Genomic DNA, 26,852 nt, shown 5'->3' with positions numbered 1-26,852 from the left:
CATCCTCGGCGTTACAACGTTTGCAGCAGGCTGGCTAACTGACGGTTAATCACCTGCTGGTTAAAATCGGCTTCAACTTTTTGTCGGGCATTATGGAGCACGGGCTCCAGCGCCTGCTGGTCGATATCGCTGAAGGCAGCTAAGCGATCGGCGAGCGCCATGGCGTTATTCTCCGGCACCAGCCAGCCGGAATGGTCAGACTTAATCAGCTCCGGGATCCCACTGTGAATGGTCGAGACCACCGGTATCCCGACGGCCATCGCCTCCATCAGCGCCACCGGAATGCCCTCCATATCGCCATCGGCTCCCGTTACGGAAGGCAGCAGGAACACATCTGCCTCATCGAGCATCGCCTTGACCTCGTGGCTCGGCTTGAAGCCCGGCATCTCTACGACATCTTCCAGCTGATACTGTTCGATCAGCGTGCGCAGACGACGCTCCCACGGCCCAATCCCGAGAATGCGGTAGTGGAAATCCACCCCGCGCGCTTTCAGCTGGCGGCAGGCTTCAATCGCCACATGCAGGCCTTTCTTCTCGGTCAGACGCGCGACGGAGATGATCTGCAGCGGCTTGCCCGGCACCTTCACCGGACGGCGGGTAAAGCGCGTTAAATCCACGCCCATGCGCGACACGGCAATTTTCTCTCCCGGGCAGCCCATGCTTTTCAGGCGTCCGGCCCACAGTTCGCTGATGGGCAGCATCATGTCGCCGCGGCGGAAAAGCTGCTGATACTCCGGCGTATAATGGTTCAGCACTTCACGGCTGGAGATGTCGATACCGTGGAAAATGGTCGCAATTTTACCGTCAATCACGCCCAGTTCGCGTAACTTCGCGGCGGTCACGCCTGCCGGGCCAAAGTGGGCGATAAACACGTCAGCACGATACGGCTGCGCCGTTTGCCCGCAGATGGCCGAGAGAATTAAATTGCGTGATTCCGACCCATAGCGGGAAACATTCAACGCCCGCCACGTCGACGCGCGATGGATCCCACGTAAGGTCTGGCTGGCGCGGTGGCGCAGCTTGCTCAGCTTCCCGGACGGCTCATCCTGCAGCCAGCGTGTTTTGGCCTCCAGCCCATACTGGGTATACGCCGCATGGGTGTTTTGGGTATCGCCCTTTTGCAGGGCGATAATCTCCACGTCATATCCCATATCGATAAACGCGGTGATTTGGTTCAGAACAAAGGTCTCAGACGACAGCGGAAATTTCAGTAAGAAGAAACCAACCTTCATTTCCCCTCCCGCACGCGGTCAAGTACCGATTTCACCATCCCAATGCCCTTCTCGCGCTCGGCTTTCACCGCCAGCGCCAGACGTTCATTGATTGCAGGCAGCTGGCCAAGCGTGTCGCCCACCATCGCACCGAGCGATCCGTCCAGCAGATGACGAATATCAACGGCCATTTCCGGCATACCGAGCTGCTGCATAATGCCCGCGGACTTGTGCTCATAGTTAATGGCAATGGCCGGCGTGCCAAAGTTCATGGAGATAATGGCCGAGTGCAGTCGGGTGCCCACCGTCAGGTCGCAGGCGGAGAGCAGCTTGCCCATCTCCAGGTCGTTCAGCTCGTCCATCACCACGTGATAGCGGGACGGATCGTTCACCAGGTTGCGCAGGTTGAGCGCCACCATGCGGTCATCTTTGTTGTAGCTGTCGATACCGGTACAGGTGGACAGCGCCAGCACCTGGTACCCGCTGTCCAGCACGCGGTTTACCACGTCGGCGAATGCTTGCTCATACGCCGCCTGCGTCGTGCCTAAACGTTTATCGAAGGGCGCCAGCTCGCGCAGGGTGATCGCGACGGTTTTCTGTTTCGCCGTAACGTCGAGCCAGTGCTGCACCGCGTAGCTCGGCTGGAAGCTGTCGTCCTGGTGATCCACCAGCCAGGCGGTATCCACGCCGTGCTCAACTTTTGACGTATCAATCTCGCTGCGCTTCATCATGTCAAGGCTGACCGACTCACGCAGGATCAGGGCATCGCAGTGGCCAAACACATAGTTCGCCAGCTGGTTAAACTGCGGATCCTGGAAAGGCCCCACGCTGTGGCCAATCATAAACAGCGGCTTTTTCGCCATGAACGTACAAAGCGCATGCTCAAACTGCGGCACGCCGTAGAGATCGACGAAGAACGAACCGCCGACCTGGATAATGGCGTCATAGCCGGACAGCAGACGAACAAAGTCGGTAAAGCCCTGCGCGATGGCGATGTTGCGCAGCTTGCCGGTATCGGTCACCCGGGAAAGCAGCACCTGATGCTGGTAGCGACGACGCAGTACTTTCTTCACGCGGCCCATCACGCCCGCGGCGTTGTTATGCTGTTTCATCTGGCTGTAAAGCGGATCGCCCATCACCGGGCGGTTCAGTAACCAGGATGAGCTGACAGGATAACGGCTCATCACGTCCACTTCGGTCTCAGGCTTAAGGGTGTTAATTGCATCCAGTAAACCGCGCAGGATGGCGCTGTCGCCACGGTTGCCGCAGGTATGGTTGCCAAGAATTAATAATTTCATAATGGCCTCTTAAATAACTAGCCTGCGCGAAGCAGCGTTTTCATTTTTTCGTTACGGCAAAACTGGCGCTTCATCTCAACGACCAGCGCATTGCGCGACAGCACAATCATCACGACGAAGGCCAGCGCACCCGCGGCAACCTGCACCGCCAGCAGCGCGGCCAGCGGCAGATGCCCGCTGAGGATAATGCCCAGGCCGTAGCTCACCGCCAGGGTCGGCAATGAGAGATAGAACGGCAGCCACAGGCTCAGGATGTACTGACGGTAGCTGGAGCCCAGCACCGGTTTAATCATGATGAAGTAGCTCAGGACGGTATTGACGATCTGCACCAGCAGGAAGCCCAGCGTCACGCCAATAGCGCCCGCCATGTGCCCGCCGACGATAATTGCCGGAATAAACAGGAAGGTTTTGAATACGTTGAACTTAAAGCTGATGTCCACGCGCGCTTTTGCCATCAGCAGGGACCCAATCGGGTTTCCCACGGAGCGCAGCAGCCCCACCACGCACAGCAGCTGCAGGATCGGGATGATGCCGTTCCACTTATCGCCAAACACCAGCGGCACGAAGTTGCTGGACACCACCATCAACCCCAGCAGCACCGGGAAGTTGATGATCCCCACTACCGAAAGCAGCTTGTAAAAGTTAATGCGCAGCTTTTCGGTGTCGTCCTGAATCTTGGCAAACGCCGGGAACAGCACGCGGGTGATTATTGGGTTCAGCTTCATCGGCGGCACCACCGCGACGTTGTAGGCCAGGTTGTAGCCCCCCGCCACGCTCGCGCCGAGAATACGTGCCAGCACCAGCGTCGAAAGGTTGGTGTTCACGTAGTTGATAATGCTGTCCGCCGTCAGCCACGCGCCAAAGCGCAGGTTGGACGAGACGGACGCAAGAGAGAAATGCAGTCCCGGGCGGTAAATTTTACGCCCAAAGTAGCCGAACAGCAGCGTGCGCACGGCAGAGTTCACCAGGTAACCGAGGATGGCGGTCATCGCCAGCGGCCAGAAATGGGCGCTCACGACGGTAAAGGTAAAGCCCGCCAGCACGGCGCTGGTCTCGATCATGCCGATCTTGTTGAACTCCAGCTCTTTCTGCATCAGCGCGCGGAACTGTTGCCCGTGGGGGATCACCACGAACGCAAACGACAGCGTACGCATCAGCGGGGCGAGATCCGGGTTGTGCAGCACGCTGGCGATGGTATCGCTCAGCAGGAACACCAGCACAAACACGAAAATCCCCAGCCCCACGTTCAGCCAGTAGAGCGTGGTCAGCTCAAGATGGCTGATCTCTTTGCGCTGGATAATCGAGTTGGCGATACCAAAGTCAGACAGCGTATCGGCCAGCGCAATGATCACCAGCGAGACGGTCAGCAGGCCGAACTGGTGATTATCGATAATGCGCGCCAGCACCGTCATCTGCACCAGGCCGAGGCCAATGATGACGATGGTCGCCATCGCTGACCACTTGGCGCCGCTGATGGTTTTTTCACGTAAGCTCATCTTAGTACGCCGCTTTGTTCACGAAACCTTTGAAAATGGTCAGAAAAACAATCTTGATATCGAACCAGAGGCTCCACTCGCGAATGTACTCCAGATCGAACTCGATGCGTTTTTCCATTTTTTCCAGCGTGTCGGTTTCGCCGCGCCAGCCGTTGATTTGCGCCCAGCCGGTGATGCCCGGCTTCACCTTATGGCGCAGCATGTAGCCTTCAATCAGCGAGCGGTACTGCTCGTTATGCGCCACCGCGTGCGGACGCGGGCCAACAATCGACATCCCGCCGGTAAAGACGTTGATAAACTGCGGCAGCTCGTCCAGCGAGGTGCGGCGCAGGAAGTTCCCCACGCGGGTGACGCGCGGATCGTTCTGCGTGGCCTGGGTCACCACCTTGTCGTTCTCCATCACCTTCATAGAGCGGAATTTCCACACCATAATCGGCTTACCGTCCATGCCGTAGCGGGTCTGACGGAAGATAACCGGTCCTGGCGAGCTCAGCTTCACCGCGAGGGCAATGCAGCACAGCACCGGGGAGATGAGCAGCAAAATCAGCGAAGAGAGCACGATATCTTCCAGACGCTTCAGCACGCGGTTAATACCGGACAGCGGCGTGTCGTACAGCGGTACGACCGGCACCCCGTTCACCTCTTCAATACGGGAGTGAAGAATGTTGAAGGTAAACACATCCGGGATCAGGATCACTGAACAGGTGGTATCCGCCAGCTCGCGCATCAGCTGCTTAATGCGGGATTCGTCTTTCATCTGCATGGCGATGTAGACGTTGTGAATTTTGCCGGCTTTGGCATCGTCAATCAGCTGATCGTAGTTGCCCGCCCAGTCGGCAGGCACGCCGCCAGGCTTTGCGTCGTGATAAATCCCGACCACTTCAAAGCCTAACCACGGCTCTTTGCGGAAGCTGTCGAGCAGCACTTTCCCAACCGGCAGATCGCCTGCCACCGCCACGAAGCGACGGTTATAGCCCCGGTTGCGCAGCCAACCCGCGCCAAAGCGGATCAGGGAACGGCACACCACCATGCCGACGCTGGTCAACAGATACCAGCTCAGATAGGTCACGAGGCGATTATCAAAATCATGGCTAAATGCCACCAGGCCTGCGCTGAAGATCAGGCTCAGGGTCCAGTTCTGCAGCAGCAGCATCAGTTCAGTGGTCATTTTGACGCCGCGCCACGAGCGGTAGAAATCGGTCATACCGCCGATCATTTGAAACACGACCAGCGCAATCAGGGCCATCAGCAGATGCATATATAAGAACGGCAGCCCGCTGATCCGACACACCGCCCACAATCCACCGACCATGATGGTGATATCAGAAAAACGCTGCACCATAGAGATTAACGATGCATTCGTTCTCGCTCGTTCGCGTTTTTTTAGATTCGTCATCGTTGTTCCTGTATTCGGTTCCCCCTCCCACCGGGAGGGGCAGTTATTACTGATTCAACAGCGCCAGAATGTCCTTCGTTCGGGCTTCCATGAGCGCGGTGTCAGCGCGGGACTCCACGTTCAGGCGCACCACCGGCTCGGTATTGGACGAGCGCAGGTTAAAGCGCCACTGCGGGAACGCCATGCTGATGCCGTCGGTACGGTCAATTTCCAGCGCGTGGATGGCAAAGTGCTGCTCCACGCGGGCAATCGCCTCGGCAGGCTGTGCCAGCTTGCTGTTGATCTCTCCGCTCGCCGGGAACGCCGCCATACGGTCGCGCACCAGCTCGCCCAGGGTTTTTCCCTTCAGGCACAGCAGTTCAGTCACCAGCAGCCACGGGATCATCCCGCTGTCGCAGTAGGCAAAGTCACGGAAGTAGTGGTGGGCGCTCATCTCGCCGCCGTAGATGGCGTCTTCTTCGCGCATGCGCTCTTTGATGAAGGCGTGACCGGTTTTGGACATCACCGGCGTGCCGCCTGCGGCAGAAACCACGTCGACGGTGTTCCAGGAGAGGCGCGGGTCATGAATGATCTTCGCGCCAGGGTTTTTCTCGAGGAACGCTTCCGCCAGCAGGCCGACAATGTAGTAGCCCTCGATGAACTGCCCTTTCTCGTCGAACAGGAAGCAGCGGTCAAAATCGCCGTCAAAGGCGATACCCATGTCCGCGCCGTGTTCAATCACCGCGTTGCGGGTGTCGTCGCGGCACTCCGGCAGCAGCGGGTTAGGAATGCCGTTCGGGAAGTTGCCGTCCGGGGTGTTGTGCACTTTGACGAAGGTCACCGGCACGTTCAGTGCTTTAAAGCGCGCTTCAAGGGCATCGACAACCGGGCCAGCCGCGCCGTTGCCGGAGTTAATCACCAGCTTCAGCGGCTTCAGGTTTGCCACGTTGATGTAGCCCAGCAGGTGGTCGATGTACTCTTTCTGCAGGTTGATTTTTTTGTAGCTGCCGCGCTTCGCCTCGTTCACCGGCGGGAAATCGTTGGCTTCCGCCAGACGCTGCACATCACGCAGGCCGGTGTCGCCGCTGATAGGACGGGCGCCCTTGCGCACCAGCTTCATGCCGTTGTAATCCATCGGATTGTGGCTGGCCGTCACTTCAATACCGCCGTCCACGCCCAGGTGGAAGGTGGCAAAGTAAATCTCTTCGGTTCCGAAAAGACCGATGTCCAGCACGTCCACGCCCGCGTCCTGCAGCCCTTTCGCCAGCGCCAGCTTGAGGGATTCACTGGTCAGACGCACGTCACCGCCCAGCACGATGGTCTGCGGTTTTAAGTATTCGCCGTACGCGCGGCCAATGCGCCACGCAATGTCTTCATTCAGCTCTTCGCCCAGCTTGCCGCGAATATCGTAGGCTTTAAAACAGGTTAATTTATCCATGATGACCCCTTTTTCAGGCAACAGTCGGTCCTGACCACTAAATGGCCAAATTAATTTTTTTGTCATTCGTAGGCCCGGTAAGCGCAGCGCCACCGGGCATGATGCAGAGAGCTACACTCGCCCGTAGCGGTCCTGGAAGCGCACGATATCGTCCTCTTCCAGATACGAGCCGGAGCGCACCTCAATTAAGTCGAGAGGAATTTTCCCCGGGTTCTCCAGACAGTGCGTCGCCCCCAGCGGAATATAGATGGACTCGTTTTCGCCCAGCAGTTTCACTTCACCGTCGATGGTGACTTTGGCGGTACCCGCGACCACCACCCAGTGCTCGGCGCGGTGATGGTGCATCTGCACCGACAGCCCCTCGCCCGGCTTCACGGTGATGCGTTTCACCTGATAGCGGTCACCGGCGTCAATGGAGTCATATTTGCCCCACGGACGGTAGACTTCGCGATGAATGTGGTGCTCGTGACGGCCATCCGCCTTGATCTTCTCCACCACTTTTTTAACGTCCTGCACGGCGTTACGGTCGGCAATCAGCACGGCGTCTTTGGTCTGGACCACAACAAGATCTTTTACCCCAACCGTGGTGACCAGGCCGGACTCGGCGTAGACGTAGCTGTTTTCCGTTTTGTGGCTAATAACATCGCCGTGATGGACGTTACCCTCCGGGGTATGGGCGCTGATCTCCCACAGGGAGGACCAGGATCCAACATCGCTCCAGCCCGCATCCATCGGTACCACGACGGCGTCAGCCGTGCGTTCCATTACCGCATAGTCAATGGACTCTTCCGGACAGGCGAGGAAGGCCTCTTCATCCACGCGGATGAAGTCGAGATCCGGATCCACAACCGCCATCGCTTTCTCGCAGGCGCTCAGAATATCCGGGCGATATTTGCGCAGCTCTTCCAGATAGCGTCCGGCGCGGAACAGGAACATCCCGCTGTTCCAGTAATATTCCCCGCTGGCGACATACGCCTGCGCGGTTTCCAGATTCGGTTTTTCAACGAACTGCGCCACGTCAAACGCCACGCTGTCGCCTTCACCCGGCGTCACGTTGCCGCGACGGATGTAGCCGTAGCCGGTTTCCGGCAGATCCGGCACGATGCCGAAGGTCACCAGCTTGCCGCGCTCAGCGTAAGGAATGGCCGCACGCACCGCGTCGCGGAAGGCCTCTTCCTGCTGGATCACGTGGTCTGCCGCCAGCACCAGCATCAGCGGGTCACAGTCCGGGCTACTGCGTTTTGCCGCCAGCGCCGCCAGGGCGATAGCCGGTGCGGTATTGCGTCCGGCAGGCTCCAGGATGATATTTTCTGTGAGTTTGTTCAGCTGGCGCAGCTGCTCGGCAACAATAAAGCGGTGCTGTTCGTTACAGATCACCACCGGGCTTTCACACTCCACGCCGTGGAGACGGTTTACCGTCGTCTGCAGCATGGTGAGATCCCCTTTCAGGCAGAGGAACTGTTTTGGATAGAGCACGCGGGACAGCGGCCACAACCGGCTACCAGAGCCACCAGCCATCACAACCGGATACAAAGTGGTTTGACTCATGATTTATCCCCGTATATCTGCAATAAATTGGCTCAGCACGTTCTCTTTCTCGAGCGTGCGTTCGGCATATTCACGTGCCACCGTGTTCACTTTTGGCATGGCGAGTGCCTGTTCAATGCCAGTGACCAGCGCCGGAACCGATTCCGGCTCTACGCACACCGCAATCCCCGGATAGCTGTCACACAGCTGGCCTAATTCAGTTTCGGCTTCGGCCGTAATCACCGCGTTACCGCCCACGGCCAGAATGTTGGTCAGCTTGGACGGCAGCACCGCGTCCGCCGCGCCGCGCTTTTGCACCACCAGATGGCAGTCGCCCATCTTCAGCAGCGCAGGCAATGCCTCGTAAGACTGAAGCGGGAAGAATTTCACGTTGGTCAGGCCGCGTTCGCTTACCATTTTTTCCAGCCGCGCTTTTCCACCGCCCTGCCCGACAATCACAAACATCCATGGATGTTCGTTCAGCAGTTGAGCCGCCTCGATCACGCTCTCCAGCCCCTGCTTTTCGCCGATATTGCCTGAGTAAAGAATGATTTTTTGATCTTCAGGCAAACCGAGCTGCGCGCGCAGCGCCTGAGCGTCTTGCTCAGTCACGTCGCGAAAACGCGCCACTTCGGACCAGTTCGGGAAGAAGATCACCTTCTCCGCCGGGACGCCTTTCTCCTGCGCTTTGTTCATCATGGAGCGCGAGATCGTTGAGACGTAGTCCACGTTGTGTAAGCCACTGCGCTCAAACGCGCTGGCGAGCTTCGCCACCTTGCCGCCTTTGCTTTTCCCTGCCATCCCCAGGCCCAGCATGGCGTCCACTTCATAATCCTGAATGTGCAGCAGGGTGCGCGCGCCGGAGAGTTTGCCCAGCAGGCGCATGCCCGGCGTGCAAAACAGCGTCGGCACCACGCCGATAATGCGATCCGGCTTCCAGCGACGCTGCGCCATCAGCGGGAAGAAGCTGCTCAGGGCAAAGCTGCCGAGATGAATCAAGCGCTTCAGCGTCGAGGGCTGCTTAGGCACATACAGCGGGCAGCGCCAGACGGTCGCTGCACCCTCTTCGCGACGGTAGCGCCAGCTTGAGTAGCGCTCCCCTACTTTCCACTCCGGGTAGTACGGCGGCGCGGTAATGACCCGCACGTCATGTCCCTGGCTCGCCATCCACTCGACCATCTCGCCGGTGTATTTCCCGATACCGGTTAATTCCGGCGAGTAGTTGATTCCGTATACGAGGATCTTCATAAGCCCGGCACCCCGGACTGACGTTCAGCGAGGAAATAGGCACGGCTGTTGTCATGCACATTGTCGCTCGCCAGCAGCGCCTCTGGCGTCTGCCAGCGGTAGTCGTCATGCTGAGAATCAGGCAGACGCAGGTCTGCCTCACTCACCTTCAGGCGGAACCCCAGCACGATGTAGTGCGTGGAGAACCCGGTACCCGAAAAGTTATCGTCATAGAAGTGCTGCCAGACCCCGTAAAACTGGCCCGCTGCCATCGGCAACTGCAGGCCCAGTTCCGCCAGAGTGAGACGCTCAAACGCATCGGTCAGCGTCTCATCCTTTTGCACGCGCCCGCCGGGCACGAACCAGAAGCCCTGTGCAGGACGGTTGGTTCGTTTCCCCAGCAAGAACTCGCCGCGTTCGTTCTCCACGATCAAATCAATCGAGATGAGCGGAGTGGAACGCACTACCGTGGCAAAATCTTCCTGACTTAAAAACATCGTTACCCCCGGAAGCGATGCTGGTTTTCCAGGAACCACTGATAGGTGCTGGCCAGCCCCTGCTCCAGTGACACCTCGTGATACCAGCCCAGCTGATGCAGACGGGTCACGTCCAGCAGTTTGCGCGGCGTGCCGTCCGGTTTCGTGGCGTCAAACACCACGCGGCCTTTGTAGCCCACCACCTGCGCGATGGTCTGCGCCAGCTCGCGAATGGTGCAGTCCACGCCGGTGCCCACGTTGATGTGCGACAGCATCGGCTCGGTGTTCTCCTGCCACACCTCGCGATCCAGCTCCATCACGTGAATGCTGGCCGCAGCCATGTCGTCCACGTGCAGGAATTCGCGCATCGGCGTACCGCTGCCCCACACCACCACATCCGGCGCGTTCTCGGCGGTCGCCTCGTGGAAGCGGCGCAGCAGCGCCGGGATCACGTGCGAATTGCTCGGGTGGAAGTTGTCGTGCGGTCCGTACAGGTTGGTCGGCATCACCGAGCGATAGTCTCGGTTGTACTGACGGTTGTAGGACTCGCACAGCTTGATCCCGGCAATTTTGGCAATCGCGTACGGCTCGTTGGTGGCTTCAAGCGTGCCCTGCAGCAGCTCGCTTTCGGCGATCGGTTGTTTTGCCATTTTCGGGTAAATACAGGATGAGCCGAGGAACAGCAGCTTGTTCACGTTGTGCAGATGCGCCGCGTGAATGATGTTGCTCTCAATCATCATGTTTTCGTAGATGAAATCCGCCGGGTAGGTGTTGTTGGCAACAATGCCGCCCACCTTCGCCGCCGCCAGATACACCTGGTCAATACGTTCGTTCGCAAAGAAGTCCTGTACCGCACGGCTGTCGAGCAGGTTCAACTCGTCGCGCGTGCGGACAACCACTTCGACGTCACCGCGCTGTTCGAGCTGGCGAACAATCGCGGAACCCACCATTCCGCGATGACCGGCGACAAAAATACGTTGTTTTGTCATTCTCAGGACTCCAGCGCGATGGCAACCTCGTAGCCATGAGACTTGAGCAGGGAGTGTTTTTTCGCTGCTTCAAGATCTTTGGCTACCATCTCGGAAACCATCTCCTGCAGAGTGGTTTCTGGTTTCCAGCCCAGCTTCTCGTGCGCTTTGGTTGGGTCGCCCAGCAGGGTTTCCACTTCAGCAGGACGGAAGTAGCGTGGGTCAACCTGCACAATCACGTCGCCTGGCTTCACGCCCGGTGCGTCATGGCCGGTCACGGAAACCACGATGCCCTTCTCTTCCACGCCGGTGCCTTCGAAGCGCAGCTTGATGCCCAATTGAGCGGCAGCCATTTCAACGAACTGACGAACGGAGTACTGCACGCCGGTGGCGATCACGAAGTCTTCTGGCTGTTCCTGCTGCAGCATCATCCACTGCATTTTCACGTAGTCTTTGGCATGGCCCCAGTCACGCAGGGAGTCCATGTTGCCGAGGTGCAGGCACGATTCCAGACCCTGCGCAATGTTGGCGATAGCGCGGGTGATTTTGCGGGTCACGAAGGTTTCGCCGCGACGTGGAGATTCGTGGTTGAACAGAATGCCGTTACAGGCGTACATGCCGTAGGATTCACGGTAGTTCACGGTGATCCAGTAGGCGTACAGTTTCGCTACCGCATACGGAGAACGTGGGTAGAACGGCGTGGTCTCTTTCTGTGGGATTTCCTGCACCAGGCCGTACAGCTCAGAGGTGGATGCCTGGTAGAAACGGGTTTTCTTCTCAAGACCCAGGAAGCGGATCGCTTCCAGCAGACGCAGGGTACCCATGGCGTCCACGTCAGCGGTGTATTCCGGAGACTCGAAGGAGACCGCAACGTGGCTCATCGCGCCCAGGTTGTACACTTCATCCGGCTGCACTTCCTGCAGGATACGGGTCAGGTTGGAGGTATCGGTCAGGTCGCCGTAGTGCAGGTGGAATTTCGGGTTCGCCGCGTGAGGATCCTGATAAATATGATCGACACGTTCGGTGTTAAATGAAGACGCACGACGTTTAATACCGTGTACTTCATAACCTTTTTCCAGCAGTAACTCTGCCAGGTAAGAACCATCCTGCCCGGTAACGCCGGTGATGAGAGCGACTTTAGACATGTTTATATTCCTCTACTTATGAATTTAATCAGTTTCAACGCGTTCGCGTATCACCACTGCGGGGTTGCCACGACAAATTTTATTTGCCGGTAGCGATTTAAAAACGCTGCTGCGGGCACCGACTACCGTGCCATCGCCAACAGAAACACCCGGTGCAACAAAAACATCCGTTGCCAGCCAGCATTTTTCACCGATCACAATAGGCGAAGCGGTAATATCAAAATGCTGACTCATAAAGTCGTGGCTGCCGGTGCACAAATAACATTTCTGTGAAACTACCGAATTCGCGCCAATCGTAATCTCGCCCAGGGTATATAACACCGCGTCATCCCCTACCCAGGCGTAATCCCCAAGCGTTAATTTCCAGGGATAGGTAATTTTCACCGAAGGACGAATGACTACGTTTTTTCCTATTTTTGCGCCAAACAGACGCAATAAAAATGCTCGCCAGCGGTACAGTATTTGCGGTGACCAGGCAAATAGGGTGGCCTGAACGGCCCACCATAGCTGCACTTTAATACCGCCCGCCCCCCGAAAACCTTTCGGTACGGAGAAACCGTTCAGATCCTGCATTACGTTTCCTTATATTCAGGCTTTGTTATATAAGGCTTTCGTTTTACTCGTGGTGCGCACGCGTAAAAAATAAGATAATTCCGCCCAGAATCCCGGCACGCGTAATATTTTACGCTGCACGTTTTTGGCATCCTGGCACAACTCCAGATTATTCGAGGTTGACACCCCCCCCATTGAAAACTCAGATACCAGCCCTTTAATTCGGCGGAACGGGTAACCTGACTTATACAGACTGGCGGCCAGTGCATAATCGGATGATACTTTATACTGCAAATCGTAAGGCTGTTTTTTCAGACCTTTTACCGGGAAGAAAATGGCCTGATGGCTGGCCGGTAAGCTGTGGTAGATATACCAGCCCGGCTTCGCGCTGCGGCACACTTTATGTCCGTCGCCAAAATCAAGCAGCGCATCGCCAATATACATGGCGTCTTCTTTCTGGCGCGCCAGCTGGCGGGCAAACAGCGCCACGTCGTCATGGAAGATATCACCCGAATTCAGGAAGATGGCATAACGGCCTTGCGCCATGTTAATGCCTTTGTTCATAGCATCGTAGATGCCTTTATCTTTCTCGCTGATGTAGCGTAAGTTGAACTCACCGTTGAGTTTTTCCAGAAACTCTGCCGTGCCATCGTTCGAGCCGCCGTCGACCACAATCCACTCAAAGGTGAGGCTTGGATCGCGCGCCAGGTTGCGCAGCGAGCGCCAGGTTTTTACCACCCCTTCGTAATTACGAAAAGCGACAGTAATGACGCTAAGAAACATAAATCACCTCATTTCGTCATACGTGCGTAATATTAAGCGCTTTGCGCAGAATAAACGGACAGACAATCAAGAAAGCATATTCCGGGCTAAATATTGACCCGGTAAAAAACAGCGACACCGGCGTAAACAGATAAAGTTGCACGCGAAAGTTCTGGTTATCACCAAACGCGTTAATCATCATTTTGAAAACTTTAAACAGATACCACAGCGTCAACAGTACGGCGAACCACGAAAAATAAATAATTAACAGATACAGACCATTGTCTATGGTTTTACCGACATCCGCACCGTTAAAGATTCCGAATGATGCAACATATTCGTAAAGTGAGCCGAATCTTACTACACCATCAATATGGGTTAAGGAATAACCCACCATCACCAGTGGTCCAATGATGCGATAATAGGACGAGGATCCTTCCGTTCCCAAATCACCCAGACGTTCTGAGATGTAGGGGAAGGCAAATATCACGCCCACCATAAATACCGTCAGGGAGATAATCGCCAGCGGCAGTTTTTTCTTAATCGCATCTTTGTTCAGGTACTGAAACGCCCATTCCAGCAGGTAAAACAGGATAAATGTCATTACCCCTGAGAACGATCCAGACAGAACGATTCCTGCAAGAATCATAGCATCGGTCTTAGGCGTTTTGATACCAAACTGTTTGATGCTGAGCCAAATTGAGATTAACGCCAAAGCGAAAAACGCCGGTTCAAAATAGAGGGCCGTGGTACGCTTCCCGCCGAACTTGATGAAGTTCAATACATAGCTGTTGCTGTAAATGAGATATTTCGAAATTATCTCCATCAGGCTGCTGCCGCCGGTGAGAATAATTTGCGCCATCTCCATAGCAGCAAGCATAACAATTAACGCAACGGCAATATAAAAGAACCTGAGGATTTTCCGATAATTATGCGGAGAAATCGTTTTAAAGCGAATACTCCAGACCATGCCGATAATAATGACAATATAAACAAACAGCATGGTCGAGGTGACGTATTTACTGGCATCCAGCGACTGGCCGAAGATATAGTTAAACAGCGTCAGACCCGTACCCAACCCTAAGGCAATCATCAGCTTCTTCAGGTTGATTTTATCGACATACAGCAGAAGCAGAACGGGCAAGAAGGTGACGATAGTTATCGGGAAGCTTTCGCCGAGCTGGGCAATCTTAACGTTGACCAGCAGGTAAATCAGCGGCAGCAGCAGATAACTACAGATTCTGATAGAACGAGACATACTCCTCCAGCATCTGTTGTCCACTGTAGGCCTTGCGGCTGCGGTTGCGGAACGATTCCAGGTCGGTGCCAAAAACGGCCTGAGCGATCTGCGCCTTCGGCAATTGCACCAGCGGCAGAACCTCCGGCTCCGCAAAAGTTTTCCCGCCGGATTTTTCCAGCACCTCACGTGCTGCATCGCTGTGGGTGGCAATCACCGGCACGCCGATGGAGAGCGCTTCACAGAGGATCAGCGGGTAGTTATCCACGCGGGAGCTGAACACCAGCGCATCCATTTCATTCAGCGCGCTCATCAGCTTGCGCTTATCGGTTTCAAACCCGTGGTTCACCACGTTAGCCCCTTCGAACGGTGAAAATTTGCCGAAGGTGTGAAGCTCAATTTTGTCACCCAGCGCCATCATGTCGCGCACCAGCTGCTGGTTGGTTTTCCCGTCGTAACGCAGGTCATGCGCAACGATAGCGATTTTCGGTTTGCCCGTGGTTTGCGCCACCGGCGTCAGGTCGGCGAGAATGGCTTCCGTCGCCACGTCGATGCCGTTGTTAATAATCTGGCAGCGCCCTGCCCCGTACAGACTGTTGAAGGCATCGGCCACGTGCTGGCTCGGGGAGATAAACGTACAGCCGAGCGAGAGCATGTCGCGGAAAAGCTGGCGCTTTCCGGCCACCAGCTTGTGCGCGCGATCCACCTTCACCGGCGGATAGTTGCTCAGCGTCGGGCATTTCTGGCAGTTGTTTTTCCAGCCTTCGCAGCCGTCGGTAAACGCGCAACGGCCGGTTACGCTCCAGTGATCGTGCAGCGTCCAGACGAAGCGGGTGTCGGGCTTGTGGGCCTGCACCTTCTGACAAAACGCCACCACCTCTTCCAGATTCAGCCAGTAGCTGTGCAGCACGTGAAAATGCAGCACAACCGGGCCGGTGGTGCGGGTCACCGTGCGATAAAGCGTATTCAGGTTGCCAAACAGATCGCGGTTAAACAGACGGAACAACGCAATGTTGGCAATCGAGGTCAGGCGCGGCGTGTGCTTATGCACCTGCGGGAAGTTATCGTGACTGACGCTTTTCTTGCCGCCCTTGCCATAGCCATAAATAAATCGAGACTGAAGTCCTTTTTGCAGCGCGCGCTGGTGCAGATCCAGCGCCACCCCTGCCGCTCCGCCTTCTGCGAGGCGTACGTTAAATTGCAGAATATTCATTTAATCACCTTCACGCGGGCTTTCTCTCCCACCACCAGCGCGTTATCCGGAATGGTGTCCAGCACCACGCTGCCCGCACCAATCGTGACGTTGTTACCAATCGTAATGTCGCCAATGATCACCACGTTCGCGCCCAGCTCGACGTTATTGCCAATGACCGGGCAGGCCAGGCTGTCTGGCCCACGGTTGCCAATGGTCACCCCATGGCGGATGGTGAAATCATCCCCGGCGACCACGAACTTGTTGATCACCACCGCATAGCCGTGATGGATGGTAAAGCGACGGCCAATGGTGGCAGCGGCCTGAATTTCATAGCCAAAAAAGCATTCGGTAATGATGCGGTACAGCACCAGCACGGGGGCCGCCCAGATGTTGTTAAGGATATTTTTCTTACGCCACACCGAGCAAAAATGCGCGATGCGGTACGCCAGAACCATGCAGCAAGGGCGCAGGCTCCAGCTGTTAGCGCGGCAATCTTCCAGAAACATTATTTCCCCCGAAGTCCATCAGCCAGGCGCTTGCCGTTACGTATGGACAACAGCGTCAGCAGCGTGCGCCAGTTCATGCGCTTATTGCGGATCTGATAGAGGGTAAAGAGCTGATACTTACGGCTGGCACGGTCAAACTTGTCCTTGTGCTTGCGGTAAAAATGGAAGTAGCCCGAGAACTTCTTCGGCGACGAGGTGATCTGCATCTCCCCGTGGTTGATGTGCAGGATCTGCGTGGCCTCTTCCACTTTCCACGGCTCGCCATACTCCACCACCATCCGCAGAAAGATATCGTAATCCTGCGCGGCCTTCAGTTCGGTATCGAACAGGCACTCCTTGAAGCGCCACGCCCAGGTGAAGACCTGGTTACCAATGATGTTGCGCTTGTAAAACAGGCGTCGAGAGTACGGTGATTTCGGATAGAGCGGCAGGCTGGCAGGCTGCGAGTACACCTCGCCCTGACAGACATAGTCGTTGGCATACAGGAACGCGTGCGTGACCAGCTGCTCTTTATGCGACAGGAAAATAGACAGGCGGTTCGGCGTCCATTCGTCATCGTCGTCGATGCCGGTCAGATACTGCCCTTTGGCCTGCATAATCGCCTGATTACGTACAGCACAGGCGCCAGAGTTAATCTCGTTGTGGGTATAGACCACCCGCGGGTCGTTGAGGTCAGTCACGAATTTTTGCAGCTGTTCATACGAGGAAGAGCAGTCATCAACGATGATCAGCTCCCAGTTATCGTAATCCTGACGTAACACCGACTTGATTGCGCGGATCGCCAGCTGCTGACGATTCCATGTCGGCATATAGATTGAAACTAAAGGGCGTTGTGTGGTCATGATCTTCCCCTGATCCCTCACCCCGCCCCTCTCCCCTCGGGAGAGGGTTAGGGTGAGGGGGATTGTTATTTGCTGTCAGACTTATATTCGTACTCGTAATACCCGTAATCCTGGTACCCGGTCGCGCGGCGGAAGATGGAGTTCAGGATCACCCCTTTCACCTCAATCCCGTTCTGCTCGAAGCGGCTCAGGCTGGTTTCCACCTCTTTCAGGGTGTTCACCGCGTAACGCGCCACCATCAGGGTGGTACCCGCATGGCGACCCACAACGGCAGCGTCGGTCACGGCCAGAATCGGCGGCGTATCGATCAGCACCAGGTCGTAGTTTTTGCTCGCCCACTCCACCAGCTCGGTAAAGCGTTCGCTCATCAGCAGCTCGGACGGGTTAGGCGGTACCTGACCACGTGGGATCAGGTCAAATTTCGGCACGGTAGTCGGTTTTGCGCTCTGGCTGATGTCACCTTTGCCAAGCAGGATCTCTGACAGACCGTTGACGTTGTTGGTGCCCAGCAGCTCGTGGGTGTAGCCCTTACGCATATCGCAGTCGATCAGCAGCACGCGCTTGTTGGTCTGGCTAACGACCGCCGCCAGGTTGGCGCAGACGAAAGTTTTACCGATTGACGGGCTAACACCGGTCAGCATCAGGACGTTGTTTTTAGCCTGCATCATGGCGAAGTGCAGACTGGTACGCAGGCTGCGTATCGCTTCAATCGCCAGGTCGGTTGGGTTACCCACCGCCAGCAGCTGGCTTTGTTTGTAACGCTTAACGCCTTTGATGGTTTTCACGCTGTCACGGGATTTTTGCCACTCAGACAGCGGAATGCTGGCATAGACGTTGATACCGTTCTCTTCCAGCACCTGCGGGCTTTCGATACCACGGTTGAACAGCGAACGCAGCAGCACGCCAACGATGGAGAGCATCAGGCCGAGAATAATGCTGCCGAGAATGATCAGCGCTTTCTTCGGCTTCAGCACGCCAGGCTGGGTAATCGCCGGGTCGACGATGCGCACGTCACCCACGGTGCTTGCCTCGGTGATTTTCAGCTCCTGCTGCTTGTTCAGCAGCTGCATGTAAACCTGCTGTCCTGACTCCACGTCGCGGGTCAGACGCACGATCTCCTGCTGCGTTTTCGGCATCGCGGTCACACGGTCATTGAGCTTCGCCTTCTCCTCTTCCAGCGTGCGGCGTTTCTCCAGCAGCGTGCGGTAAGCCGGGTGACGTTTGGTGTAAAGCTTGGAGATCTCCGCCTCTTTGAAGGTCAGCTCGTTGAGCTGAGCGTCAATGTTGACCATCGAATCGAGGACCGATTTCGCCTCCAGCGGCAGGTCGACAGAGTCTTTATCCTGGCGGTAGGCGTTCAGCTTGTTCTCGGCATCATCCAGGCGGGCGCGCACTTCCGGGAGCTGTTTCGACAGGAACGCCAGGCTTTTCGCCGCTTCAGCCGACTTACGCTCAACGTTCTGCTCAAGGTAGTTGCGGGTAATGCTGTTCAGGATGTCGCGGATCTGATCCTTATCCTCCCCGGTAAAGGTCATGCTCAGCACGCCGGTGTCCTTACCGTTTTCGGTGACGGTCAGGTTGTTTTGCAGGTTGTTGATCATCCCCAGCGTTGAGAATTTGGTGACGGTAAACTCCCCGCCCTCCTGGGCGTTGATCGCACTGACCATCATGCTGACGCCGTCTTTGCTCAGCATCTGTCCGACTTCACCGCGCGCGCTAAAGCCCGCGTCGCTGGTCAACTGATACTGTTTCGGGCCAAGCACCGTCAGGGTAAAGGTCTGATCGGCTGCCCCTTTAGGCAGCACGAAGTCAGTGACCTTCACCGTGTCGTTGCTTCTGCCCATCAGCCGATCCCAGCCCGCACCAAAGATTGGGAAGGTATTTTTGGTGACGGAGATATCGAGCCCAAGGTCGTGAACCGTTTTACCCAGCACCAGACGTGACTGGATGAGCTGGATTTCAGCGTCAGAGGCCGGCGGCTTGTTCGCCAGCGCGGAGCCAATGTCCTGCACCAGCGAGTTACCGGTATTCTGCTCGATCTGCACCAGCGCATCGGCGCTGTAGATAGGGGTGGCGAACAGCGTATAGACGAAGGCCGCCGCGGCAAACACGGCGGTAATGCCCAGCACCCACCACTTTGCCTCGATAACCGTGCCAACCAGGCGCCCAATATCAATTTCATCACTGCCCGAAGTCGGGGCGGCAGAAGGTTTTGTTTTTTCTGTCATTGTTATCCCTGCTGAGCTTTCAGTGCCTGCGCCCACTGTTGGGCAGACTGGTCAAGTAAGGTGTAAACCGCCTCGAAAGCCTCATGGCTTTTGCGATATGGATCGGGAATTTCACGCTCATTGTCCCAGTGTCCAAACAGCATCACCTTACCGCGCATCTCCGGAGCGATATCGCACAGCGCTTGAATATGGCGTTTTTCCATCGCCAGAATCAGGTCATACTCACGGCACATGCGGCCAGTGACCTGGCGGGCAACATGCCCGTCGAGAGAGAGGTGATGGTCCCGCGCCACGCTCATTGCGCGCTCATCGGCACCTTTACCGACCAGTGCACCCAGCCCTGCCGAATCAACGGTCAGTTCGGGCTGGTAGTGTTTCAACAACCGTTCAGCCGTAGGGGAACGGCAAATGTTCCCCACGCATACCACCAGAATTTTGTTAAACATCGCGGATTACCAGGTATGAATGTCGCGCGCCGTATCCGTCATGTAGCGAACGCCACTGATGGTTGGCAGCAACTGGTTGATCAGACGGTTCCAGCGGGCAACCGGTGCGGTAGTGACATACACCACGTCGTATGGCTGGAGACGGAACTCCGTCGCCATCACCAGAGAGGTCGCATCGGACATATCCAGCTGGTAGATGTTGGCAATCTTGCCTTTCGCGCTGCCCTCACCTTTCAGCGGACGGATCACGAAGATACCGGTCGCGTTAGAGGTCGTCAGATCGATACCCTCAGCATTGCCCAGCGCTTCGGTCAGCGTCATACCGCTGAAGTCCATCTTGAGGGTGCTCTGTTTCTTCACTTCACCCATCACGAAGACTTTAAGATCGTCATTGCGTGGTACATAGAGGATGTCGCCCGGATAAAGCAGGCGGTTCTGGGTCAGATCGCCGTTTTGCATCAGCGCCTGCAGCGAAATGCGCTGCTCTTTCCCGTTGTGGGTCAGTACCACGTTGCGCCAGTCGGCGCCGTCGGTTAACCCGCCTGCGGCGTTAATGGCGTCCAGCACGGTCAGAGGAACGTTGGTGATGGCCTGCTGACCAGATTTGTTCACCTGGCCGGAGATATAGGCTTTTTGCGAGCGGAATGCGGCGATATTAACGTCCACCTGCGGATCGGCGATGTACTGCGCTAAGCGGCCGGTAATATCACTGCGGATCTCGGCAAGCGTTTTCCCTGCTACATGGACTTTACCAATGTAGGGATAGAACATGGTGCCATCTGACTGCACCCAGTTACCGGTGTCGCTTGAGCTACGGTACTGGCCCGCTGGCGTGGTCAGTTCGGGGTGATCCCAGACGGTCACGTTAATGACGTCTCCAGGCCCTACGCGATACTGGTAGGAAGCAATTTCCTGGTCCAGTGACATATTTGGCTGGGCAACGTTTGGACGTGGGCGTAATTGTTCGACCAGACGAGGCGTAAGTGGATAAACATTCACCATTTTGTCGAGATCAAAATCGGCATCCTGTTGCTTGATCACATCCTTGCCCATTGTAGACATATTGCTTCCGGGAAAGACCGTGCAACCGCTCATCAAGGTCACAGACACCAATAATGGCATCAATTTCATTTTGGAGTTCATCATTGATTATTTATCACTTTGGCAGAGTAATTATCCTGTGCAATTTAAATACGTGTGAATCTAAAATGCATTAAGAATGTAGCTAATTAAATAAAAATATAAGTGGCATCATTCCTAAAAAAAACGCTATTTGGCCAGTCACTGTTGACAACGTAATCATGGCCCACCCACACACATTCAGGCACGCTACCGCCCTTGGCTTCCAGCTACCAATACGCTATAACACAATGAATTACAGGCAAAAAACCGCAAGAATTTTTTGCTGGTGAAATAAATGAAGCATTCAAAATACGCAGGCACTATTTCGTTAATCGCCCAAAAAAAACATCAATCCTTAACGGGAGATATCCTTTTTTAGGCTAATAATCTTGTAACAGTTAATCCCAAAACAGGCAAGAAAACGGGTTCCGAACGTCAACTTTTAAGAATTTATTTAGAAATGCACTTTATTTTTAAGAATTTCTTTATGTTGACAGCGTTATGATTGACCATCTTTTAATGCGATATTTCTTAATTTTGTTATTTCGGATAAATACAGATTTTCTGGATAAATTAAAACTATTATACCCGCCAGTTTTAATTTAATGATTATTGAGAGAAATCTCATACTGACATTGCATTTTCCCACAGCTTTATCCATGATCGAATTGTGTCATTAGTCATATTACAGAAGGTATTGCTACTACTATGGAATGGATTGCCGATCCCTCAATCTGGGCCGGGCTGGTTACGCTGGTTGTCATCGAGCTGGTGCTCGGGATTGATAATCTGGTTTTTATCGCCATCCTCGCTGAAAAACTGCCCCCTTCCCAGCGCGATCGCGCGCGCGTAACGGGGCTGCTGCTGGCGATGGTGATGCGCTTACTGCTGCTGGCCTCTATTTCCTGGCTGGTCACGCTCACTCAGCCTCTGTTCTCCATTCACGGTCTGAGCTTTAGTGCCCGCGATCTGATCATGCTTTTCGGCGGGCTATTCCTGCTGTTCAAAGCCACCGTGGAGCTCAACGAGCGGCTGGAAGGCAAAGACAGCGAGAACCCGACCCAGCGCCGCGGAGCAAAATTCTGGCCGGTGGTCGCGCAAATCGTGGTGCTGGATGCGGTCTTCTCCCTGGACTCGGTGATCACCGCCGTCGGGATGGTGGACCACCTTGCGGTGATGATGGCCGCGGTCATTATTGCCATCACGCTGATGGTCATGGCCAGCAAGGCACTGACCCGCTTCGTGAACAGTCACCCGACCATCGTTATCCTTTGCCTGAGCTTCCTGCTGATGATTGGCTTCAGCCTGGTGGCCGACGGTTTTGGCTTCCATATTCCGAAAGGCTACCTGTATGCCGCCATCGGGTTCTCCGTCATGATTGAAGCGCTTAACCAGCTGGCGATATTCAACCGCCGTCGCTTCCTTTCCGCCAATCAGACTCTGCGTCAGCGCACAGCCGACACGGTCATGCGTCTGTTAAGCGGCAAGAAAGAGGATGCGGAGCTGGACGCCGAATCCTCCGCCATGCTGGCCGACCACAGCGACGGGCAGATCTTTGACCCGCAGGAACGACGGATGATTGAGCGAGTGCTCAATCTGAACCAGCGTACGGTCAGCAGCATTATGACGTCGCGGCATGACATTGAGCATATTGACCTGACGGCCCCGGAAGCGCACATTCGCGCCCTGCTGGATAAAAACCAGCACACCCGCGTGGTGGTGACCGGCGGGGAAGCGGAAGAGGAGCTATTGGGCGTGGTACACGTCATTGATCTGCTCCAGCAGCAGCTCCACGGTGAGCCGCTCAATCTCCGCGCTCTGGTTCGCCAGCCGCTGGTCTTCCCGGAGGGGCTGCCGTTGCTTTCCGCCCTTGAGCAATTCCGTAACGCGCGCACCCACTTTGCCTTTGTGGTGGATGAGTTTGGTTCGGTGGAAGGGCTGGTCACGCTCAGCGACGTGATGGAAACCATTGCCGGTAATCTGCCAAACGAGGTGGATGAGATTGACGCCCGCCACGACATTCAGAAAAACGCCGACGGCTCGTGGACGGCTAACGGCCATATGCCGCTGGAAGACCTGGTGCAGTATGTGCCGCTGCCGCTGGATGATAAACGGGAATACCACACCATTGCCGGTCTGCTGATGGAGTATTTGCAGCGTATCCCACAGCCGGGGGAAGAGGTTCAGGTCGGCGACTATCGGCTTAAAACGCTCCAGATTGAAAACCATCGCGTGCAGAAGGTTCAGCTGATACCGCTGCGGGAAGAGGAAGAACTGGATTTTGAGGTGTGAAAAAGCCGGGTGGCGTTTCGCTCACCCGGCCTGCGGTATTCGGTTTTTGTAGGCCGGGTAAGGCGAAGCCGCCACCCGGCGCAACAGGCATCAAAGCTTATCCAGCAGCTTCTTCACATCCTTGCCGTCCTGTGAATCTTTATTACGATCCGCCCAGCCGCTGAGTCGACGTTTCGCTTCATCCTGCAGATGCTTACGCAGGATCTGATCCACCTGCAGACTGTAATTCAGGGCCTGCCATTTGCCGTATACGGTCAGCGGGACCGGCGTCTGTTTCAGGAAGTCGATGAGCTTGCTTTCCCCCTGCCAGCCGGAAAGTACCCGCACGTTAAAGCGCGTGTCCGCCGTCTCTTTGACCAGATCCAGCTTACCCTCGCCCGTTACTGATAAGAGTGAAGAGGTACCCTGCATTCCGTCGAGAGAGAGTTGTCCGTTGTTCAGCGTCAGGTCCGTGGTGAAGCTGTCGAGGCGCGTGGCACTGTCGTAGTTCTCCTGGGCCTTCACATCGCTGCTGCGCTCTACCGCCTGCTGCACCAGCTGCTGGAAGTTAAGCCCTTCCATACGGGAGTTTTTCAGATCAAGATGCGCCTGCCCTTGCCACTCGCGGCGGAAAGCATCGGCATCAATTTTCGTGCCGGAGAAATCCCCCGCCAGCGTCAACTGCCCCGTCAGAGAGATCGGGTAGTTAAACGCGGTCAGGATGGTGCCTATCTCAACGTTATCGAGACGCGGCTGGAATTCGGCGCTGGCAACGTCTTTACGGACATCCAGCGTGCCGGGCAGTGAGAGGTGTCCTGCGCCCATCTTGCCGCTCAGTTCGGAGATCACCAGCAAACCGTTATGGTTAAACATCTGGCTGCTCACGTCGGTAAAGTCCATGCCGCGCCAGCGCAGGCTGGTGGCTTTCAGCAGAATATCCGCCGTGAATCCGCGCAGAGCGTTATAGTCAGGTTGATCGAGATTCGACGAAATAACCGGACGTGATACCGGTGCCTGGCTTTGCCCCGTCTGCGTCGCCTCGCTGTCCGTGGCGCTGGCTGGCAGAGGTGGCAACAGGTTTTCCAGGTTGAGCTTGTCAAATTGCAGATTCAGCACCCACTTCGGCTTCTCTTCAAAGGTGACGCTCGCCTGTCCCTTCAGGCTACTGTCATTTGCCTGCAGGTTGAGATTATCCAGCTCCAGCTGTTTTTGTTCCTCACGCCACACGGCCTGCAGCGTCCCCTGACCGGCGATCCCCTGGGTGGGCAGATTGGCCCCCGTCAGCTGCCAGTTAAGCTGCTGGATGTTCGCCGTGAGCTGATGCGGATAGTCTGACGCATTTACATTAGCATTCAACGACAGCGTCAGATCCCGCTGATCGCGGTTCACGCGCCCGCTGAATTCCACCGATGCAAGATGGTGCTCATCCTGTTCCATCTGCAGATTAATGTTGCGAACGGTGACCAGCTCTTCGTGCTCATGCTGGAAAACCAGCACGCTATCGGCCACTTTCAGTTTGCCAATATCAAAGGACCAGCCAGTATCAGACGGTTCATCAGGCAGGGTATTTTCACGCGGTGCCACCGGCGCGTTGGCATCACGGACAGCTTCAGTTTGTGGGGTGAGCTGAATCACCGCGCCTTTCAGCATCACCTGATTCACCAGCAGCTGATGGGAAATGAGCGGGATCAGCGCCACATCAAGGCGCATGTTGTCTGCGGACACCAGCGGCTGGGACGCCCCCGGCGCCGTGAGCGACATGCGGCCAGAGAGAATGCTGAGCTGCGGCCAGACGTGCCAGCGCAGCGGCCCGTCCAGCTTCAGTTGATAACCACTGCGTGCCTCAACCTGCCGCACCATATACGCGCGGAAGTCGTTAGGGTTAACCAGCAGAACCAACGCCGAAAGGCCAGCCACCAGCACCACCAGCAAAATCATCAGCGTTGTCAGAACTCTTCTCATGGCATCCTCAATGGACTAACGATCAGTCTTTATCAATACGGCTGGCAACCGCACCCTGCTGGTCGCGATATTTTGCGTCCTGACGGCGGTTATACGGCCTGTCTGCCGGGCCTGACAGCGGTTCAAAACTTAACGCGCCGATCATCATCCCCGGACGAAGCGCCAGCGGCAATTTACCGGCATTGAAGAATTCCAGCACAATACGGCCCGACCAGCCTGGATCGATACGGTGCGCGGTCACGTGTACCATCAGTCCCAGTCGCGCCAGCGAAGAACGGCCGTCAAGCCAGCCGACGAGGTCCGCAGGCAGGGTGACGGATTCAAACGTTACCGCCAGCGCCAGTTCACCCGGATGCAGATAAAAGGCTTCGCCATCTTCGATTACGATTTCGTCACTCATCACGCGATCGAGCGCGGCGCTGACTTCGTCCTTCGGTCCGCTGAGGTCAATGAACGGTGCGGTATGGCCGCTAAAGGTGCGGAATTTATTCCCCAACCGGACATCGACGGTCACCCCATTGATACGCTCAACAGGTGGACGTGGGGTAATAGACAAACGGCCTTCATCCAGCCAGGCTTCAATATCGCGATCACAAAGACGCATGCCTTTTTCTCCTTTCATGCATCGTACCCTGAGCCGGTAAGCGCTCAGGGTAAAACCAGGTTATCTCTGAACGGTACACAATTCACGCGGCTTATTCAAAAAACTGGCTGATTTTCGCTTTTAAGATATCGATCGCGATGCGGTTTTTACCCCCGCGCGGCACGATGATATCGGCGTATTGTTTGGAGGGCTCAATAAACTGCAGGAACATCGGGCGGACCGTTTTCTGGTATTGCGCCATCACGGAGTCCATTGAGCGGCCGCGTTCATTAACGTCACGCTTGATGCGGCGCATCAGGCAAATATCCAGCGGGGTATCGACGAAAATCGAGAAGTTCATGGATTCACGCAGGCGGGCGTCGGTCAGCAGCAGGATGCCTTCAAGGATAATGACCTTTTTCGGCTCGATGCGGATCGTTTCCTGGGTGCGGGTATGTTCTACGTAACTGTAAACGGGCAGTTCGATCGCCTGGCCGCTCTTAAGCGCTTCTAAATGCTGGAACAGCAGGCTGTGATCCATCGCATTTGGGTGGTCATAGTTCGTTTTAACGCGCTCTTCCATCGACAGATGGGATTGATCTTTGTAATAGCTGTCTTCGGGAATGACGCCGATATGCTCATCACCTACTTGTTCACGCAGTTCGCGATAAAGCGTACTGGCAATTAGACTTTTACCTGAAGCCGATGCGCCGGCGATGCCTATAATGACGCACTGATGAGACTTATCAGTCATAAATTTAGCGACCTGATTAACCTGGATGTAAAGGAAGGACGACGCCGGAGCGTCAAACGCGGCAATTATAGGGATTTCGCGGGCGTGATACCAGTCGAATACTCAGGTTCTGCGAGACTGACCGAAAAGTGACGAGTTATTCCCTGAATGAAATTTAAGTGCGCATTTTTTCGCCGCTTACCCGATTTTTTTCACGGAGTAAGTATTTAATAAGTCTGTGTTGTCAAATTC

Annotated in this window: 23 protein-coding genes; 1 reads left to right on the top strand and 22 read right to left on the bottom strand. The window is 55.7% G+C overall.

The annotated features are described in order from the left end of the window. Window positions 1–11: 11 nt before the first annotated feature. The 19 genes from wcaL to HMPREF3143_RS17220 all read right to left on the bottom strand — a co-directional run bounded on the left by wcaL (window position 12) and on the right by HMPREF3143_RS17220 (window position 21,075). Window positions 12–1,232, bottom strand: a complete 1,221-nt coding sequence (gene wcaL / locus HMPREF3143_RS17310) for a colanic acid biosynthesis glycosyltransferase WcaL (protein WP_008499432.1) — start codon at window positions 1,230–1,232, stop codon at window positions 12–14. Next, complete coding sequence (gene wcaK, locus HMPREF3143_RS17305) at window positions 1,229–2,509, bottom strand: colanic acid biosynthesis pyruvyl transferase WcaK (RefSeq protein WP_070533830.1); 1,281 nt, start codon at window positions 2,507–2,509, stop codon at window positions 1,229–1,231. The genes wcaL and wcaK overlap by 4 nt, the downstream gene beginning before the upstream one ends. 17 nt (window positions 2,510–2,526) lie before the next feature. Beyond that, the gene (gene wzxC / locus HMPREF3143_RS17300) at window positions 2,527–4,005 is read right to left on the bottom strand and encodes a colanic acid undecaprenyl disphosphate flippase WzxC (RefSeq protein ID WP_039025004.1); all 1,479 of its coding nucleotides are present in this window, start codon (window positions 4,003–4,005) and stop codon (window positions 2,527–2,529) included. A gap of 1 nt (window position 4,006) precedes the next feature. Then, window positions 4,007–5,401: an undecaprenyl-phosphate glucose phosphotransferase gene (wcaJ, locus tag HMPREF3143_RS17295; RefSeq protein WP_008499429.1), complete on the bottom strand. Its 1,395-nt coding sequence runs from the start codon at window positions 5,399–5,401 to the stop codon at window positions 4,007–4,009. 46 nt (window positions 5,402–5,447) lie between these two features. Continuing rightward, complete coding sequence (gene cpsG, locus HMPREF3143_RS17290) at window positions 5,448–6,818, bottom strand: colanic acid biosynthesis phosphomannomutase CpsG (RefSeq protein WP_070533828.1); 1,371 nt, start codon at window positions 6,816–6,818, stop codon at window positions 5,448–5,450. A gap of 111 nt (window positions 6,819–6,929) precedes the next feature. Continuing rightward, window positions 6,930–8,366: a mannose-1-phosphate guanyltransferase gene (cpsB, locus tag HMPREF3143_RS17285; RefSeq protein ID WP_008499427.1), complete on the bottom strand. Its 1,437-nt coding sequence runs from the start codon at window positions 8,364–8,366 to the stop codon at window positions 6,930–6,932. A gap of 3 nt (window positions 8,367–8,369) precedes the next feature. Further along, window positions 8,370–9,593, bottom strand: a complete 1,224-nt coding sequence (gene wcaI / locus HMPREF3143_RS17280; protein ID WP_021241456.1) for a colanic acid biosynthesis fucosyltransferase WcaI — start codon at window positions 9,591–9,593, stop codon at window positions 8,370–8,372. Continuing rightward, complete coding sequence (locus tag HMPREF3143_RS17275) at window positions 9,590–10,069, bottom strand: GDP-mannose mannosyl hydrolase (RefSeq protein WP_008499425.1); 480 nt, start codon at window positions 10,067–10,069, stop codon at window positions 9,590–9,592. The genes wcaI and HMPREF3143_RS17275 overlap by 4 nt, the downstream gene beginning before the upstream one ends. A gap of 2 nt (window positions 10,070–10,071) precedes the next feature. Continuing rightward, window positions 10,072–11,037, bottom strand: coding sequence for a GDP-L-fucose synthase (locus HMPREF3143_RS17270; RefSeq protein ID WP_013097874.1), 966 nt, complete (start codon window positions 11,035–11,037; stop codon window positions 10,072–10,074). A 2-nt stretch (window positions 11,038–11,039) separates the two neighbouring features. After that, entirely contained in the window at window positions 11,040–12,161 is a 1,122-nt protein-coding gene (gmd, locus tag HMPREF3143_RS17265; protein WP_003863514.1) for a GDP-mannose 4,6-dehydratase, read from the bottom strand. 24 nt (window positions 12,162–12,185) lie between these two features. Beyond that, window positions 12,186–12,734, bottom strand: a complete 549-nt coding sequence (gene wcaF / locus HMPREF3143_RS17260) for a colanic acid biosynthesis acetyltransferase WcaF (RefSeq protein ID WP_008499422.1) — start codon at window positions 12,732–12,734, stop codon at window positions 12,186–12,188. Between the two features lie 15 nt (window positions 12,735–12,749). Next, window positions 12,750–13,496 (bottom strand): colanic acid biosynthesis glycosyltransferase WcaE, encoded by a 747-nt coding sequence (gene wcaE, locus HMPREF3143_RS17255; protein ID WP_008499420.1) that lies wholly within the window; start codon window positions 13,494–13,496, stop codon window positions 12,750–12,752. 16 nt (window positions 13,497–13,512) lie between these two features. Continuing rightward, complete coding sequence (wcaD, locus tag HMPREF3143_RS17250) at window positions 13,513–14,733, bottom strand: colanic acid polymerase WcaD (protein WP_008499419.1); 1,221 nt, start codon at window positions 14,731–14,733, stop codon at window positions 13,513–13,515. Continuing rightward, window positions 14,708–15,925, bottom strand: coding sequence for a colanic acid biosynthesis glycosyltransferase WcaC (gene wcaC, locus HMPREF3143_RS17245; protein WP_045418611.1), 1,218 nt, complete (start codon window positions 15,923–15,925; stop codon window positions 14,708–14,710). Before wcaC ends, wcaD begins: the two co-directional genes overlap by 26 nt. Further along, window positions 15,922–16,413: a colanic acid biosynthesis acetyltransferase WcaB gene (wcaB, locus tag HMPREF3143_RS17240; RefSeq protein WP_008499417.1), complete on the bottom strand. Its 492-nt coding sequence runs from the start codon at window positions 16,411–16,413 to the stop codon at window positions 15,922–15,924. Before wcaB ends, wcaC begins: the two co-directional genes overlap by 4 nt. After that, the gene (gene wcaA, locus HMPREF3143_RS17235; RefSeq protein WP_021241458.1) at window positions 16,413–17,255 is read right to left on the bottom strand and encodes a colanic acid biosynthesis glycosyltransferase WcaA; all 843 of its coding nucleotides are present in this window, start codon (window positions 17,253–17,255) and stop codon (window positions 16,413–16,415) included. The genes wcaB and wcaA overlap by 1 nt, the downstream gene beginning before the upstream one ends. A 65-nt stretch (window positions 17,256–17,320) precedes the next feature. Then, entirely contained in the window at window positions 17,321–19,483 is a 2,163-nt protein-coding gene (gene wzc / locus HMPREF3143_RS17230; protein ID WP_070533826.1) for a tyrosine-protein kinase Wzc, read from the bottom strand. 2 nt (window positions 19,484–19,485) lie between these two features. Further along, entirely contained in the window at window positions 19,486–19,929 is a 444-nt protein-coding gene (gene wzb / locus HMPREF3143_RS17225; RefSeq protein ID WP_021241460.1) for a low molecular weight protein-tyrosine-phosphatase Wzb, read from the bottom strand. A gap of 6 nt (window positions 19,930–19,935) precedes the next feature. Then, window positions 19,936–21,075 carry a polysaccharide export protein gene (locus HMPREF3143_RS17220; protein WP_008499413.1) on the bottom strand — a complete coding sequence of 380 codons (1,140 nt, stop codon included), beginning with the start codon at window positions 21,073–21,075 and terminating at the stop codon, window positions 19,936–19,938. Between the two features lie 684 nt (window positions 21,076–21,759). On the opposite strand from HMPREF3143_RS17220, the gene HMPREF3143_RS17215 reads away from it, so the two are divergent. After that, window positions 21,760–23,343 (top strand): TerC family protein, encoded by a 1,584-nt coding sequence (locus tag HMPREF3143_RS17215; protein WP_008499412.1) that lies wholly within the window; start codon window positions 21,760–21,762, stop codon window positions 23,341–23,343. Window positions 23,344–23,433: 90 nt separating this feature from the next. Here HMPREF3143_RS17215 and asmA read toward each other — a convergent pair whose 3' ends face one another. The 3 genes from asmA to udk form a co-directional block, all read right to left on the bottom strand. Next, a complete protein-coding gene (gene asmA, locus HMPREF3143_RS17210; protein WP_070533824.1) occupies window positions 23,434–25,284 on the bottom strand; it encodes an outer membrane assembly protein AsmA in 1,851 nt (616 codons plus the stop codon). Window positions 25,285–25,306: 22 nt separating this feature from the next. Continuing rightward, window positions 25,307–25,888 (bottom strand): dCTP deaminase, encoded by a 582-nt coding sequence (gene dcd / locus HMPREF3143_RS17205; protein WP_008500854.1) that lies wholly within the window; start codon window positions 25,886–25,888, stop codon window positions 25,307–25,309. A gap of 91 nt (window positions 25,889–25,979) precedes the next feature. Continuing rightward, the gene (gene udk / locus HMPREF3143_RS17200; protein WP_008500855.1) at window positions 25,980–26,621 is read right to left on the bottom strand and encodes a uridine kinase; all 642 of its coding nucleotides are present in this window, start codon (window positions 26,619–26,621) and stop codon (window positions 25,980–25,982) included. Window positions 26,622–26,852 lie beyond the last annotated feature (231 nt).

It is taken from the genome of Enterobacter sp. HMSC16D10 (assembly GCF_001807145.1).
GTDB lineage: Bacteria > Pseudomonadota > Gammaproteobacteria > Enterobacterales > Enterobacteriaceae > Enterobacter > Enterobacter roggenkampii.
Note: the sequence above shows the minus strand (reverse complement) of the source record. Positions and strands in the feature narration are given on the sequence as shown.

Coding starts and splice junctions, on each gene's coding strand:
- wcaL (WP_008499432.1), bottom strand. CDS start 1,232: ATGAAGGTTGGTTTCTTCTTACTGAAATTTCCGCTGTCGTCTGAGACC.
- wcaK (WP_070533830.1), bottom strand. CDS start 2,509: ATGAAATTATTAATTCTTGGCAACCATACCTGCGGCAACCGTGGCGAC.
- wzxC (WP_039025004.1), bottom strand. CDS start 4,005: ATGAGCTTACGTGAAAAAACCATCAGCGGCGCCAAGTGGTCAGCGATG.
- wcaJ (WP_008499429.1), bottom strand. CDS start 5,401: ATGACGAATCTAAAAAAACGCGAACGAGCGAGAACGAATGCATCGTTA.
- cpsG (WP_070533828.1), bottom strand. CDS start 6,818: ATGGATAAATTAACCTGTTTTAAAGCCTACGATATTCGCGGCAAGCTG.
- cpsB (WP_008499427.1), bottom strand. CDS start 8,366: ATGAGTCAAACCACTTTGTATCCGGTTGTGATGGCTGGTGGCTCTGGT.
- wcaI (WP_021241456.1), bottom strand. CDS start 9,593: ATGAAGATCCTCGTATACGGAATCAACTACTCGCCGGAATTAACCGGT.
- HMPREF3143_RS17275 (WP_008499425.1), bottom strand. CDS start 10,069: ATGTTTTTAAGTCAGGAAGATTTTGCCACGGTAGTGCGTTCCACTCCG.
- HMPREF3143_RS17270 (WP_013097874.1), bottom strand. CDS start 11,037: ATGACAAAACAACGTATTTTTGTCGCCGGTCATCGCGGAATGGTGGGT.
- gmd (WP_003863514.1), bottom strand. CDS start 12,161: ATGTCTAAAGTCGCTCTCATCACCGGCGTTACCGGGCAGGATGGTTCT.
- wcaF (WP_008499422.1), bottom strand. CDS start 12,734: ATGCAGGATCTGAACGGTTTCTCCGTACCGAAAGGTTTTCGGGGGGCG.
- wcaE (WP_008499420.1), bottom strand. CDS start 13,496: ATGTTTCTTAGCGTCATTACTGTCGCTTTTCGTAATTACGAAGGGGTG.
- wcaD (WP_008499419.1), bottom strand. CDS start 14,733: ATGTCTCGTTCTATCAGAATCTGTAGTTATCTGCTGCTGCCGCTGATT.
- wcaC (WP_045418611.1), bottom strand. CDS start 15,925: ATGAATATTCTGCAATTTAACGTACGCCTCGCAGAAGGCGGAGCGGCA.
- wcaB (WP_008499417.1), bottom strand. CDS start 16,413: ATGTTTCTGGAAGATTGCCGCGCTAACAGCTGGAGCCTGCGCCCTTGC.
- wcaA (WP_021241458.1), bottom strand. CDS start 17,255: ATGACCACACAACGCCCTTTAGTTTCAATCTATATGCCGACATGGAAT.
- wzc (WP_070533826.1), bottom strand. CDS start 19,483: ATGACAGAAAAAACAAAACCTTCTGCCGCCCCGACTTCGGGCAGTGAT.
- wzb (WP_021241460.1), bottom strand. CDS start 19,929: ATGTTTAACAAAATTCTGGTGGTATGCGTGGGGAACATTTGCCGTTCC.
- HMPREF3143_RS17220 (WP_008499413.1), bottom strand. CDS start 21,075: ATGATGAACTCCAAAATGAAATTGATGCCATTATTGGTGTCTGTGACC.
- HMPREF3143_RS17215 (WP_008499412.1), top strand. CDS start 21,760: ATGGAATGGATTGCCGATCCCTCAATCTGGGCCGGGCTGGTTACGCTG.
- asmA (WP_070533824.1), bottom strand. CDS start 25,284: ATGAGAAGAGTTCTGACAACGCTGATGATTTTGCTGGTGGTGCTGGTG.
- dcd (WP_008500854.1), bottom strand. CDS start 25,888: ATGCGTCTTTGTGATCGCGATATTGAAGCCTGGCTGGATGAAGGCCGT.
- udk (WP_008500855.1), bottom strand. CDS start 26,621: ATGACTGATAAGTCTCATCAGTGCGTCATTATAGGCATCGCCGGCGCA.